The following is a 13,962-nucleotide window of genomic DNA, read 5'->3' as shown; positions in this document are numbered from 1 at the left end:
TAAACCGCACAGGATTTAACCTTGTGCGGTTTTTTTATAAGAAGATATAGCATGATAAGGTGGTTAATGGTTTCGACTTTCGTGCTATTCGCCTTAAGTTTATTGGGTATTATTTACCCGCCATAAAAGAATGTTTTACTATCCCAAAGGTTTGGTAGAAAAAGTTTTGTTAGTAAAGGAAAAGAAAAAGCCCACCATTCAACGAAGGTCAGCCTTTCATTTTGTTACTAGAATCCACCAGGCTTAAAGATACTTCTTAACACCAAAGTACATGCCCCGATTGCCATCCCTTTTTTACCAAGATCAGAAGGTTCAATTGCCTCTGAACCAGGTGAACTTTTGAGGGTACTCCTATCTACCATAGCTCTTATAGGTGCTAAAATTAGATCTCCTGCTTCAAATAGCTTTCCTTCCAAGATGACTTTAGAGGGTGTAAATATATTTATAAGATTGGCAATAGCAAGTCCCAAATAACGTCCTGATTCTTCCAAAGCTTCCTGGGCAAGACTGTCGCCTTTCTCTGCTGCTTGAAAAACGGAATCAATACTAAGATTGGTTTCAGAGAGAATGGTCTCCCTTCCGAAACGAATACCGCGTTTTAATTTTTCCAGTATGGCGGATTCTGATGAGAAAGCTTCCAGGCAACCATAGTTGCCACATTTACATCTCGGACCATTTACATCCACTATCGTGTGACCTATTTCGCCAGCACTATTGTATTTGCCAGTATATATTTTGTGATTTAGAACAATCCCGGATCCAATCCCACGGCCTACGCTAATGCAGATGAAATCGGAAACATCTTTTCCTTTCCCGTACCAACTTTCTGCCAATGTTAGGGCCCTTACGTCGTTTTCCACAAGGACAGGTATGGAGAAGGTATCCTCGAGTGATTCTTTGATTGGAATTTGGGTCAGATTTAAATGTGGTGCGAAAAGAGCGATGCCCTCCTCTGGATCAACTAGCCCATGCATGGCAACGCCAATACCTACAATCGAAGAATATTGCAAACTATTTGTTCTCAATGTAGATTGAATACATTCCTTCAGCATGGTTAGAAATTCTTCTTGAGAAGGCGAAGTGAAAACTTCTTGATTATGACTATAAATGATTTCACCATCAAGATTAGATACAACCGTTGTGATTACTTCGGCTGCACCATATAAGCCAATGATGAAATAATTAGAAGTATCCAGACTTAGCATAATGGGCTTTCTGCCACCTTGAGATTTTGCTGCTCCAGTTTCTTCTTTTATAAAATTTGCCTGGTGCAACTCAGCTACTATGCTTCCTACTGTTGGAGGTGTCAGCTTCGTTAGTTTTGCAATATCAGCTCTAGAAATAGGTCCTTGAGTACGAATGATATTCATAATGGCGGATTTGTTTAGGGATTTCATTCCTTCAAAGCTACCTGTTTTCGGGATAAACGACATAACGGATCCTCAATTCTATAATAATTTCATTTATTTCGTCCACGGTTTTAATACACCTTTCCAACTTACATTATACTCAAATTGGTAATCCTCTGGGTGATATTTATGCAATAAAAAGGAAAGAGAGTTAAGGGAAATAATTGCAAGTAACCCGATCCATGCTACTAAGAGGATAGCCAATACACTGCAAATCAGTGTTGTAATGATTGCATAAAGTGCAATATTTAAAGTGAACGAATAATTCTCAGTAACTAGCTTTAACGCCCTTTTTAACAAGATCAGAATGTCATCCGTCTTTTGAATAATGAGTAAGGGAAACGTGTAGAAAATAACTAGATTCCATAATATAAGTATATACATAAGAAGGATTCCAAAAATATTTGATAGTATTTCCCCTTGTGAAAACAATAGAATGATATAGGCTATACCTGGAATCATGACAAATAAATACAATCCAGAGAGTCGAATTCCGATATGAAAGAATTTTTTCATAAAATGAAAATAATCTTGTATCGAGACAGAAGCTCCGGTTTTGCTTTTTTGTATAATAGCAAACAGCCCAGCCGTAGCCGGGCCAAATGTGAATAAGGGTATCATACAAATCCACCATAAAATGGTGAATTTAATAATGGTCCCAAGCATTTGATATCCTTCATATATAGAACGGTTGAAAACTATCCATGCATCCCTCATATATCTTCACCCTTTAATTCCGGATAGAGCAATTCCTTTAACTAAGAATCGCTGTGCAAAAATGAACAGAATGATCACTGGAAGAGCAGAGAAAATGGTTGCGGCCATCAATTTTGCAAATTGAATATTGAACTGTCCTTGCATGATGGCGAGACCAACAGGTAATGTTCGCATGTCTGCACTTGAAGTAACAATCAGTGGCCATAAATAATCATTCCAGTTCCCCATAAAGGTAAAGAGAGCAAGAACAATTAGGGCGGGCTTTGCTAATGGTAGGATGATTCTCCAATAGATTGTAAAAGTAGATGCTCCATCCATTCTTGCAGCTTCTTCCAGTTCTGCAGGAATTCCGATAAAGAATTGTCGTAAAAGAAAGATTCCAAAAACACTAGCAAGTCCAGGGAAGATCATGGCTGCGTAATTGTTTACCCATCCAAGTGAACTAACTAGGCCATACAATGGGACCAGGTTCATGACAGGAGGGATCATCATCGTTCCCATGAATGTCCAGAAAAGTAAGTCTCGGCCTTTAAACTTTAACCGTGCAAAAGCGAACGCAGACATGGAGTTAAATAGTAACATTAAGCCAGTATGAATGGTTGCGATAATAAAACTATTCCAGAACCATCTTAAAATGGGAACGTCCTGTCTTGCAAATACAGAAGTAAAGTTATCGAATGTAAATGTTTCTGGTATCCATTTAATAGGCCAGGATATTGCTTGGCTCTCTGGTTTCAGTGAAGTGGAAATAACCCATAAAAAAGGGATGATCCAAAACAAAGCCATGAAAGATAAGAATAACAAACTGAATCTTTTAGATGAATTATCTTTTAAAGCCACTTATTTTCCCTCCTCTACTTTTCTTTCGTCATTATCTTGAATTGAATGATACTAATGGCAAGTAAAATCAGCCCAAGAATGACAGACATTGCCGCTGCAAGACCGGCACGGGGGTTCCCACCTGTAAATCCGACTTCATAAATGTATAAAATCAATACTCTTGTTTCATATCCAGGTCCACCACCAGTTGCAAGCTGTGGCTGGGCCATGACATTAAAGGAAGCAAGTGTGGTGATAATCAAGACAAATGCCATCGGCCCTCTTAGTCCAGGTAAGGTAACGTGGAAAAATTGTTGTAATTTATTTGCTCCATCTATTTTTGCTGCCTCATACAAATGGTCAGGGATTTCCCCTAATGCAGCAAGGAAAAGAATCATATTAGTACCGATTGTCCACCAGATTGTCATGATAACAAGCGATATCCAGACCCACGGAGTACGTGTCAGCCAGGGAATGTTATCAAGTCCAAGCTGTCCAAGGTAATAATTGATAAGACCTGCATTTGTATCTAGTAGCCATATCCAAATTAACACGACTGTTACAACAGAAAATAAACTTGGTGCATAAAATAAAGCCCTGAAGAAATTGTGCCCAGGAGGCCTGGTATTGATGGCGATCGCCAATAATAATGGAATAATGACTAAAAATGGTACGGATAACACGACGAATACTAGTGTTGCTCTAAAAGCGGACCAGAAATAATCATAATATAGACTATCTGAATTCCAGAGAATGTTTGCATAATTTTGGAGTCCAGCAAACTTCATATCTGTGAAGAAATTCCAATCGTGGAAACTAATATATAGTCCATTCAAAGTTGGATAGGCAAGAAATATGATAAAAAAGAAAAGATGGGGACCTATAAATAATAGAGGGGTTATTCTACTTCTCCAATCCTTTCCTTTACGGGAAGGCGGATTTTGCTTTATTTCCAGTGTCTTCATCTGCATTCCACTCCCACTACACGATCTATTAGTAACATTAAATTTTAATAAGATAAGGAGGGGAATCCCTCCTTATCTGAATGAATTATTACTGAGCAGCATCTTTCGCGTTCGCTTCCCCTTCTTTTGCAGCTCGTTCCAATGCATCTTTAGGAGAAAGTTGATTTAACATTGCTTCATCTACAGCCGGTCCAGTTGGTCCCCATGCATCACCGTAAAATGGAGTAGCAGGTGGGAAGATAAAGTTTTGTTGTGATGCTTTATATTGATGTTCCAATGCTTTAAATTCATCACTTTCCAAAACAGAATGCTTGGCAGGTACTTGGCCCGCTTTTGCCCATTGTAAGCTATTCTCAGATACATACTTAATGAATTTCATCGCAGCCTCATGTCTTTTTGGATCAGCATCTTTTTGCGCTGGTAAAACAAAGTTATGAGAACCCGCCCATACCGCTTCTTGATCACCAAAAGCTGGTACAGGAGCAGTGGCAAAGTTTAACCCATCTTGTTCTTCAAAACCGGCAATCATCCATATTCCGTTAAGATGGAAGGCGCTTTTTCCTTGACGGAAGAGGGTAACTTCCCCATCTGCCTGTACATCAGCAGGAGAAACTTTATGTTTATATACTAAGTCTACCATTTTTTGTAACGCTTCTTCACCCTCAGGCGAATTGTAAAGTGGTGTGAGTCCATCCTCACTTACAGATTGACCACCATGTGACATTAAGGATGTATAGAAAATCATATTACTTGGCCAGAATACAGGCATTGCAATTCCCCAAGAATCTGTTTTTTCTTGTACTGCAAGGGACATTTCGAGCAATTCATCATATGTTTTTGGTGGCTCACTGAAGCCTGCTTCTTCCAATAAATCAACATTATAGAATAATGTTAGTGGATGAACATCTAAAGGTATTCCGTACCGGTGATCTTCAAAAACTCCTGCATTCCAAACCTCTTCAATAAAATCTCCTTCATTCAGACCCATATCGCTCGCTAGGTCATCAAGAGGAGTTAATAGATCATACCGTGCGTAACCAGCAATGGAATCAAGATGCATAATGGCAATGTCCGGAGCTTCTCCATTGGTTACAACAGTTCTATATTGATCATAGAAATTACCCCAAGGCATCGTTTGGGTATTGATTTTGATTTCCCCTTTATGCTCTTCGTTAAATTCATTAATAATTTTCCCGATATCTTCCCCATCCGGCCCAGTGAATCCGTTCCAGAATTCCAGTGTTATTTCGCCGCCATTTCCTCCGCCTTTTGTCTCATTGCTGCAGCCTGCAAAAATAAGAGTAGAACATAGAAGCAATAGAAGCATTACCTTTAACCCTTTCATCATGTTACCCCCTATAGTTTTAATGTATGGAAGGATGAACTACATCCGTGTTCCCTAGTTCTTAAAAGAAAGCCCTTACAATATTACTCTGCAATCCTTTTAGTTTATTAATTTATTTAACTTTCTTGCCATTTATGATAACGCATACATTTTAAACTAGCAATAGAAAATTAGTGTGAAAATTTAAATATTTATTTTGTAAATAGCTAAATTGCTGATTTAATCGGTTTAAAACAAAAAAATAGAAAAAATCAAAAAAATTCTCCAAACTCGCCTTTTTTCTAGTTATTATGTAAGTTAATTAAATTATTTTATAAAAAAGGGGAGAGGTAAATTTGGTGAAAAAAGGGTGGCTAGGATTAATTTTATCTGCAGTTTTATTATTAAGTGTAATTGGTTACTTGTTTATGGGAGATATATTTCGGGAAAAGGGACCAGTTTATCAGAATCCAGTTTTTGAACCTGTCATTGCTGATCCTTCCATCGTAAAAGGGGAAGACGGCTTTTTTTATGTCTATGGTACAGAGGATAATTGGGGGGATGGAATGGGGTCTAGAATAGTACCCATTGTACGATCCGAAAACCTGGTTGATTGGGAGTATGTAGGGGAAGCATTTTTGGAAAAGCCAAATTGGAAAGAAGACGGAGGGATATGGGCTCCAGATGTATCATTTTTTAACGGAAAATATTATATGTACTATTCACAGTCCACTTGGGGAGATGCTAATCCGGCAATAGGGGTGGCAGTATCCGATGTGCCAGAAGGTCCTTTTGAAGATAAAGGTAAACTCTTTGACAGTAAGGAAATAGGGGTAAACAATTCGATAGATGCTCAAGCCTTTGTAGATGATGACGGTACTCCATATTTATTTTGGGGAAGCTGGCATGGTATTTGGGGAATTGAATTAGCAGAGGATGGACTATCATATATCGGAGAGAAATTCCAAATAGCGAGTAAGGATTTTGAAGCTGCGTATATGATAAAACGGGACGGCTTGTATTATTTCTTTGGCTCTCAGGGCTCATGCTGTGAAGGTCAATGGAGTACGTATCGTGTTGCTGTCGGCAAAGGAGAATCTGTTAGAGGCCCATTTTATGATAAAGACGGCAAGGACATCGTAAATTCTAGTGGCACATTAGTCTTGGAGGGCGGAGAACGATTTGTCGGGCCTGGTCATAATGCAATAGTGGCAGATGATGCGGGTCAGGATTGGATCATTTATCATGCCGTAGATAAAGAGATGCCGTGGATAGGAAGCGGAACAACAAGGCGTCCGCTGATGATTGATAAAATTGTTTGGGAGGATGGTTGGCCTACAATTGCTGATCAACAGCCAGGCGAAGGAGAATTGGAAGGACCAATAACTGGGCAGTAATTGGTGCTATCGATAAGGTTTAGTAGCAAAGAACTTTAGGTTGTATAAGAAAATTCTTGAAAACGGTTTCTTTGTACAGTAGTATGATTACAAGTTAGTAAAATTAATTAATAAACTTAAAAATGAGAATAATATTACCCGTAAAGGAGGAGCCACCCTATGACGAAAATTTTTGAAGATATTACTGTTTCGCCGGAACAAAAAGTGAGGATATGGCTACGAGAAAAGGGGCATGATGGAATTCTATTCCGAAGGCGTAATAATTTTTCGTGGATAACCGAAGGAAAAGTGAACCATATTGTGCAGACAACAGAATTTGGAGTAGCTGACATTCTACTTTTAGATGATAAAAAATATTGTATTACCGTGAAAATGGAATCAAGAAGGTTGATGGAAGAAGAACTAGTGAATCTCGGTTTTGAGCTTGTTGAATGTGAGTGGTATGAGAGTACCCACCAAATAATTGAAAAGCTCAGTAAAGGAAAGGCAATTGTAGCGGACTCATATTTTCCAGGAATGGAGGATGTCTCTTCTGCGTTAATACAATTAAGAAGTCAATTATCCATAAGCGAAAAAGAACGTTACGAATGGTTATGTAAATTTTCAGCAGAAACATTGGAAGGTGTCGCAAGAAAGATACTTCCAGGAATGAGCGAATATGAAATTAGTTCTCTTGTAGCAGCCGCGTGTATGAAGGCAGGCGTTAACCCACAAGTAATCCTAATAGCAACAGATGACCGGATTTATCAATACCGTCATCCAATCCCAACTGGAAAAAAGCTTAAAAAATATGCGATGCTCGTCCTTTGTGCCGAAAAGGGAGGGCTGGTTGCCAACGTGACACGTTTTGTTCATTTTGGATCACTTCCTGAGGAACTACTAATTAATCGAAAGAAGCTAGCACTTATTGATGTCCAAATGAATGTAGCGACAAGGCCAGGCAGGAAGGTAAAAGATATTTTTCAAAAAGCAGTGAACGCATATGCTGAGGCTGGGTATCCAGAAGATTGGCGTCTTCTTCATCAAGGAGGACTGACAGGATATGCGTCAAGAGAGTTTTTGGCTACCATGAATAGTGAAGAGGAGATACTTGTAAATCAAGCATATGCATGGAACCCTGCAATAAGGGGTGTTAAATCAGAAGATACGATATTAATAGAATCAGAAGATAACAAATTTCTCACGCATACCGGGAACTGGACCTATATAGAAATAGAGCATGAAGGAAGGGTTTATTTACGCCCTGATATACTAATACAAGACTAAAGGAGATTTATTCGATGACAATTCCAAGAGCAGAATATCCAAGACCTCAATTTATTCGTAAAGACTGGCTTAATTTAAATGGACAATGGCATTTTGATTATGATGACAACAATAAGGGCCTAGAGGAAAACTGGTACCTTGAGAAGGATTTTTCCAAAGAAATTACGGTCCCTTTCTGTTATCAAAGTGAACGGAGTGGGATAAACGAAACAGATTTTCACGATTTGGTCTGGTATAAGCGTTCCTTTGATATTCCTATGGATTGGAAAGGAAAGCGACTCATCTTACATTTTGGGGCTGTGGATTATCGTTCTTCTGTTTGGGTTAACGGCAAATATGTTGGTATCCATGAAGGTGGTCATGTGCCTTTTCAGTTTGAGGTGACAGAACAAATTCAATTAGGAACGAATGAAGTGACTGTCAGAGTGGAGGATATGACAGAGGAGCTAGATCAGCCACGCGGAAAGCAATATTGGAAGGAAAAGTCTGAAGGGATTTTTTATACAAGAACAACTGGAATTTGGCAAACAGTCTGGGTAGAGGCAGTATCTACTTCCTATATTGAAAAAGTAAAAATGACTCCGGATATAGATAAAGATGAGATTCAATTGCAATATGTGGTATGCGGTGGATCAAGCAATCAAACAATGGAAGTAGAGATTTCCTTTCAAGGAAAGTTAGTGGCTACTGACACTATTAAACTATGGAAAAATAATGGGTCCCGTTCTATATTCTTGAGTGATTTTCACGTTCATGATGAAGGTCGCCTTTGGAGTCCTGAACACCCGAACCTTTATGATATAGTGTTTCGATTAAAAGAAGAAGAAACAATTATGGATGAAGTGAAAAGCTATTTTGGAATGCGGAAAATATCAGTGGAAAATGGTATTATCATGCTGAATAATCGCCCATATTACATGAAATTAATCCTGGATCAAGGCTATTTCCCAGATGGATTGTTGACCCCACCTTCTGACGATTCTATCCGAAAGGATGTAGAGCTAACGAAGGAGATGGGTTTTAACGGTGCTAGAAAACATCAAAAAATGGAAGATCCACGCTATCTTTACTGGACAGATAAGCTTGGTCTCTTAGTTTGGGGAGAGATGGCAAACAGCTACACGTACACAGATAATGCGGTCCGGCGGATTACAGATGAATGGCAAAAAGCGATTGAGCGTGATTATAATCACCCTTCTATCGTTGCGTGGGTACCAATTAATGAAAGCTGGGGTGTTCCTAAGCTTTTAGCCGACAAAAGACAGCAGGATCACACACTAGCTCTATATTATTTAACCAAATCGCTCGATTCTACTAGATTAGTTATTTCCAATGATGGTTGGGAACACACTAAATCCGATATTTGCACGATTCACGACTATGAAAGCAGTAAAGAAATATTGAAAAATCGTTATCAATCAGTTGAGTCCATTATGAACTCAACACCTGGAAATCGACTTATTTATGTACCTGGATTCCAATATGATCATGTTCCCATCCAAGTTACTGAGTTTGGTGGCATTGCTTATAAAAAAAGTGATTGGGAAGGTTGGGGCTATTCCGGAGCAACGGATGACAAGGATTTTGCAAAACGTTATGAAGCTGTAGTGTCGGCTATGTTAGAGTCTCCATTAGTACAGGGCTTCTGTTATACGCAACTGACAGATGTCGAACAGGAAATTAACGGACTCTTAACCTATGACCGAAAGCCCAAAATTGATCTGAAAATCATTAAAAAGATTAACGAAGGGAAATCCGTTGATAATTTAACAGGAGAGGAAGTGTAAGATGACTTACCAAAATCCGGTTATTTCGATCAAAGGACTAGATCATGGAGATCCTGCAGTACTTCGATATAATGGAAAATATTATTTATATCATACAGGGCCAAGGGAAATTAGGGTTTACGTATCCGCGGATCTAATATATTGGGAAGCTGCAGGGATTGCCTTGCATGCTTCCGATGATCCTAACCACTGGGCACAGATCGACCTTTGGGCACCGGAAATTATTCATGAAAACGGAACTTTTTATATGTATGTAACTGGTGCTGTCAAAAATGAAGCAGGATTTGGAAATGATGAAATTAGAAGAATTGGAGTTGCAAAAAGTAATAATCCTACTGGTCCCTTTACTCTTGCCAAAGAACCACTGACAGATGAATGGTCCATAGATGCCCACCCTTTTAAGGATGATGACGGCAGCTATTATCTGTTCTACAATGTGCGAAATTCATTTACGAGAGGTCCAAATGATGTAATAGGTACAGGTAATGTCGTAGACAAGATGACAGATTTAGAAAACTTGAGCGGGAATCCGACGATGGTTGTAGCCCCCGAACATTTATGGGAAGGAAATAAAGAGCACTCTTTCTTTTGGAATGAAGGGCCGTTTGTTTTAAAGAAAGATGGAATTTACTATCAGATGTACAGTGCAGGCTTTTTTGGAGACGACACATACGGAGTGTACTATGCTACCTCCACTACACCGATGGGGAAAAACGCCATGGAAGATAAGAGCTGGAAGAAATGGAATGGGGGACAACCAATTCTAAAGACAAATGATGCTTGTCACGGACCGGGTCATCATGTGGTGGTAAAGGGACCAAATGGTGTGGACGATTATATTGTTTATCATGGCTATGAGCCTGATGAAAATATAGGCGAAAGAAGGGTTAGGGTCGGTCGTTTTAAGTGGGAAGATGCCCACATCTGGCTCGAGCCACCGGTCAAAGAAGCACTTCCGCTTCCAAATCCTCCGAGTATGGATGGACGTCTTATCAAAGAAACTACCGAATTAAATGTGAAATTGGCTAAAGAGACATTTCCAGCTTTTCACTTTGAAACGAATATATGCTTTACTGATACAGATTTAGGTGAACTTCCATTCCTTTCCTACGAAGTCACGGAACAGGAAAAAGTCGTTTGGTTTTTTGATCAACAGAAACAAGTAATAAGTGCTGAGCTAAATGGGAAAAGAAAAATGGACGATTTTGCGTATACTCTCCCTAGAAACTATGATCTTTCTGCCTACCATTTTATTAATGTAAGAAAAGAGGAAACCAGGATTCATTTTTATCTAGATCATGTATTGGTAATGGATGTTCCCGTGCCATTTAAAGAAACAGGAACGATGAGATTTATCAATAATGGTGAAAGTCAGTACTATCAGCAACAGGGAACTATTCTTACTCGTTTATAAGAGGAGATGGATGAAGATGATTAATACACTTCAACATGAATTTCAGAAAATATTTGGTGGCGGAGAGAGCGCAATCCGTCACTTTTTCGCCCCTGGTCGCGTAAATCTGATTGGGGAGCACACAGATTATAATGGAGGCCATGTATTTCCTTGTGCGTTAAGCATCGGTACGTATGCGATTGTCAGATTGCGAGAAGATCGGCTTGTAAAACTTCACTCTACTAATTTTCCTGACCGTGGCATTATTTCATTCACGATAGATGACCTTAAATATAAAAAGGAAGATGATTGGGCGAACTACCCTAAAGGTGTCATACATGAGTTCAAGCAAAGCGGCTATCGAATAGAGAAGGGATTAGACGTTTTATTTTATGGTAATATTCCGAATGGTGCTGGCCTTTCTTCTTCTGCCTCAATTGAACTTGTGACTTCCGTCCTTTTAAAAGGTCTCTTTGAATTATCAATAGATGAAGTGGACATGGCATTAATTAGTCAAAAAGCAGAGAACGATTTCATGAACGTGAACTGTGGAATCATGGACCAGTTTGCGATAGCGATGGGAAAGGAAAACCATGCTATCCTTCTAGATTGCAACACTCTTCAATACAGATACAGCCAGCTCCCATTAGATAATGTATCCCTTGTAATAGGAAATACAAATAAAAGAAGAGGACTTGCTGATTCTAAATACAATGAAAGAAGAAGTGAATGTGAAAAGGCTTTAAAAATAATTCAAGCCCATCTGCCTGTAAACACGTTGGGTGACCTTACTCCAAATCAATTTGAGGAAGTAAAAGGAAAAATACCGAATGAGGTAATACGGAAGCGGGCAAAACATGCTGTCTATGAAAATGCAAGAACCATACAGGCGGTAAACTTGCTTCAAAATGGTGATATGAAAGGTTTCGGAGCATTGATGAATGCATCACACATTTCACTTCGAGATGATTATGAGGTGACTGGTCATGAATTGGACTCGTTAGTGGCTGCAGCTTGGAACCAGGAAGGTGTACTTGGCGCCAGAATGACAGGAGCAGGCTTTGGTGGGTGTATAGTCTCCCTTATAGAAACGGAACATCTAGAGGCTTTTATGGAAAATGTGAAGATAGCATACAAAGAATCTACCGGTTTACATGCAGATTTTTACATTGTTGACATAGGAGATGGAGCTAGGGAGCTGGTGGAAATCTGACTTCAAAAAAGGAGTGTAATAGCAATGACCATTAACATCTATCAACAGATTGACTTGCTCATCCAATATGGACTTCAAAAGAACTTGATTTTACAAACCGATGTAGATTTCACGCGAAATGCCTTGTTGGAATCTTTAAAGTTGGAAGATTATCTGCCTGTAAAAATAGAAACGGAGCATGTCCATTCACTAGTGCCCATATTAGAAAAAATCCTTGATTGGGCATCCGACAATGGTAGATTGGAAGTAGACTCTGTAACCTATCGAGATTTACTCGACACTGAAATAATGGGACACTTTGTTCCACGTCCTTCTGAGGTGAACAAAAAATTCTTTGAATATTATATGCAACAAAGTCCAATTGAAGCTACCGAGTATTTCTATCAACTGGCAAAGGACTCTCATTATATTCGGAGAGATCGAATTGCGAAGAATAAGCAATGGCATACAAAAACTGATTACGGAGACTTGGAGATTACGATTAACCTTTCCAAACCCGAAAAAGATCCTGCAGCTATAGCAGCTGCACGAAACATGCCGCAAAAAGACTATCCAATTTGCTTACTATGTAAAGAAAACGTTGGCTATAAAGGGAGAATCAACCACCCTGCCCGCCAAACTTTACGTACAATTCCTTTTGAGATAGCTAATGAAAGATGGCACCTTCAATTTTCCCCTTATGTCTATTATCAGGAACATGCCATTCTTTTCAAAGACCAACATGAACCGATGAAAATATCAAAAATGACTTTTAAGCGTCTATTAGAACTTACTGAAAAACTGCCACATTACTTTATCGGCTCCAATGCCGATCTTCCGATAGTTGGAGGTTCCATTCTCAGCCATGATCATTTTCAAGGTGGTTATTATGACTTCCCGATGGCAAAAGCAGAAGTGGAGGACTTATTTTCGATTTCTAACTTTCCAAATGTAAAAGCAGGAATCGTACGTTGGCCAATGTCTGTGATTCGCCTCCAAGGAATGGTGAAGGAAGAGGTAGTAGAAGCAGCTGATGTAATTTTTCAAGCCTGGAAATCCTATCGTGATGAACGTGTAGAAATTATTGCTTTTACTGGAGACACCCCTCATAATACCATCACACCTATAGCGAGAAGAGCTGGGGAGTTGTATGAATTAGATCTTGTACTACGCAATAACCGGACAAATGAGGAGCATCCGATGGGGATTTTCCATCCTCACGAAGAAGTACATCATATCAAAAAGGAAAATATCGGGCTAATTGAAGTAATGGGGCTAGCTGTCCTCCCTGGCCGACTGAAAGATGAATTGAACCAGCTTGAGAAGTTGTTACTAGAAGAAAACAGCCTTGAGAAAATTGCTGTTGATCCATTAGTTCAAAAACATTTGGAGTGGGCAAAGCACTTAGTGGAAAAACATCAACATTTCAACCAGGAAAATGCTAATAAAATACTAAGAGAAGAAGTAGGGCATGTATTCGAAAATATATTAGAACATGCGGGAGTTTTTAAACGAGATAACAAAGGGAAAGAAGCTTTTAAGCGGTTTGTTGAATCCTTTCAATAATAATAGTGGGGCTGGGACAAAAATGTTTTAGCCTAAGACAAAACCGAACTTATTTGAGTGATTGATCAAATATGTTCGGTTTTTTAGTATAAAAATATGCTTTTATTTTTTAGATTACACTAGCGGT

Annotated in this window: 11 protein-coding genes; 6 read left to right on the top strand and 5 right to left on the bottom strand. The window is 39.0% G+C overall.

What is annotated here, in order from left to right; all coding sequences use genetic code 11:
* Positions 1 to 227 precede the first annotated feature (227 nt).
* The 5 genes from LRP81_RS09370 to LRP81_RS09350 form a co-directional block, all read right to left on the bottom strand.
* A complete protein-coding gene (locus LRP81_RS09370) occupies positions 228 to 1,433 on the bottom strand; it encodes an ROK family transcriptional regulator (protein WP_230501013.1) in 1,206 nt (401 codons plus the stop codon).
* Between the two features lie 30 nt (positions 1,434 to 1,463).
* The gene (locus LRP81_RS09365; RefSeq protein ID WP_230501012.1) at positions 1,464 to 2,126 is read right to left on the bottom strand and encodes a DUF624 domain-containing protein; all 663 of its coding nucleotides are present in this window, start codon (positions 2,124 to 2,126) and stop codon (positions 1,464 to 1,466) included.
* Positions 2,127 to 2,132: 6 nt separating this feature from the next.
* Positions 2,133 to 2,966 carry a carbohydrate ABC transporter permease gene (locus LRP81_RS09360; protein WP_230501011.1) on the bottom strand — a complete coding sequence of 278 codons (834 nt, stop codon included), beginning with the start codon at positions 2,964 to 2,966 and terminating at the stop codon, positions 2,133 to 2,135.
* A gap of 14 nt (positions 2,967 to 2,980) precedes the next feature.
* Positions 2,981 to 3,910: a carbohydrate ABC transporter permease gene (locus tag LRP81_RS09355; protein ID WP_230501010.1), complete on the bottom strand. Its 930-nt coding sequence runs from the start codon at positions 3,908 to 3,910 to the stop codon at positions 2,981 to 2,983.
* An 88-nt stretch (positions 3,911 to 3,998) separates the two neighbouring features.
* Positions 3,999 to 5,255, bottom strand: a complete 1,257-nt coding sequence (locus LRP81_RS09350; protein WP_230501009.1) for an ABC transporter substrate-binding protein — start codon at positions 5,253 to 5,255, stop codon at positions 3,999 to 4,001.
* A gap of 338 nt (positions 5,256 to 5,593) precedes the next feature.
* Between LRP81_RS09350 and LRP81_RS09345 the strand changes: the two genes are divergently transcribed.
* The 6 genes from LRP81_RS09345 to galT all read left to right on the top strand — a co-directional run bounded on the left by LRP81_RS09345 (position 5,594) and on the right by galT (position 13,835).
* A complete protein-coding gene (locus LRP81_RS09345) occupies positions 5,594 to 6,631 on the top strand; it encodes a family 43 glycosylhydrolase (protein ID WP_230501008.1) in 1,038 nt (345 codons plus the stop codon).
* Positions 6,632 to 6,790: 159 nt separating this feature from the next.
* A complete protein-coding gene (locus tag LRP81_RS09340; protein WP_230501007.1) occupies positions 6,791 to 7,897 on the top strand; it encodes a M24 family metallopeptidase in 1,107 nt (368 codons plus the stop codon).
* Between the two features lie 14 nt (positions 7,898 to 7,911).
* Positions 7,912 to 9,684 carry a glycoside hydrolase family 2 protein gene (locus tag LRP81_RS09335; RefSeq protein WP_230501006.1) on the top strand — a complete coding sequence of 591 codons (1,773 nt, stop codon included), beginning with the start codon at positions 7,912 to 7,914 and terminating at the stop codon, positions 9,682 to 9,684.
* 1 nt (position 9,685) lies between these two features.
* Positions 9,686 to 11,098, top strand: coding sequence for a glycoside hydrolase family 43 protein (locus tag LRP81_RS09330; protein ID WP_230501005.1), 1,413 nt, complete (start codon positions 9,686 to 9,688; stop codon positions 11,096 to 11,098).
* Between the two features lie 16 nt (positions 11,099 to 11,114).
* Entirely contained in the window at positions 11,115 to 12,290 is a 1,176-nt protein-coding gene (locus LRP81_RS09325) for a galactokinase (protein WP_230501004.1), read from the top strand.
* A 24-nt stretch (positions 12,291 to 12,314) separates the two neighbouring features.
* Entirely contained in the window at positions 12,315 to 13,835 is a 1,521-nt protein-coding gene (gene galT / locus LRP81_RS09320) for a UDP-glucose--hexose-1-phosphate uridylyltransferase (RefSeq protein WP_230501003.1), read from the top strand.
* Positions 13,836 to 13,962: the final 127 nt, after the last annotated feature.

Origin of the sequence: Sutcliffiella rhizosphaerae, from assembly GCF_917563925.1 — a bacterium.
Taxonomy (GTDB): domain Bacteria; phylum Bacillota; class Bacilli; order Bacillales; family Bacillaceae_I; genus Sutcliffiella_A; species Sutcliffiella_A rhizosphaerae.
The sequence above is the reverse complement of the archived record's forward strand: the minus strand, read 5'-3'. Positions and strand labels throughout refer to the sequence as shown.

What these genes read in the sequence shown, in the direction of transcription:
- LRP81_RS09370 (WP_230501013.1), bottom strand. Translation starts at nt 1,433, where the DNA reads ATGTCGTTTATCCCGAAAACAGGTAGCTTTGAAGGAATGAAATCCCTA.
- LRP81_RS09365 (WP_230501012.1), bottom strand. Translation starts at nt 2,126, where the DNA reads ATGAGGGATGCATGGATAGTTTTCAACCGTTCTATATATGAAGGATAT.
- LRP81_RS09355 (WP_230501010.1), bottom strand. Translation starts at nt 3,910, where the DNA reads ATGAAGACACTGGAAATAAAGCAAAATCCGCCTTCCCGTAAAGGAAAG.
- LRP81_RS09350 (WP_230501009.1), bottom strand. Translation starts at nt 5,255, where the DNA reads ATGAAAGGGTTAAAGGTAATGCTTCTATTGCTTCTATGTTCTACTCTT.
- LRP81_RS09340 (WP_230501007.1), top strand. Translation starts at nt 6,791, where the DNA reads ATGACGAAAATTTTTGAAGATATTACTGTTTCGCCGGAACAAAAAGTG.
- LRP81_RS09335 (WP_230501006.1), top strand. Translation starts at nt 7,912, where the DNA reads ATGACAATTCCAAGAGCAGAATATCCAAGACCTCAATTTATTCGTAAA.
- LRP81_RS09330 (WP_230501005.1), top strand. Translation starts at nt 9,686, where the DNA reads ATGACTTACCAAAATCCGGTTATTTCGATCAAAGGACTAGATCATGGA.
- LRP81_RS09325 (WP_230501004.1), top strand. Translation starts at nt 11,115, where the DNA reads ATGATTAATACACTTCAACATGAATTTCAGAAAATATTTGGTGGCGGA.
- galT (WP_230501003.1), top strand. Translation starts at nt 12,315, where the DNA reads ATGACCATTAACATCTATCAACAGATTGACTTGCTCATCCAATATGGA.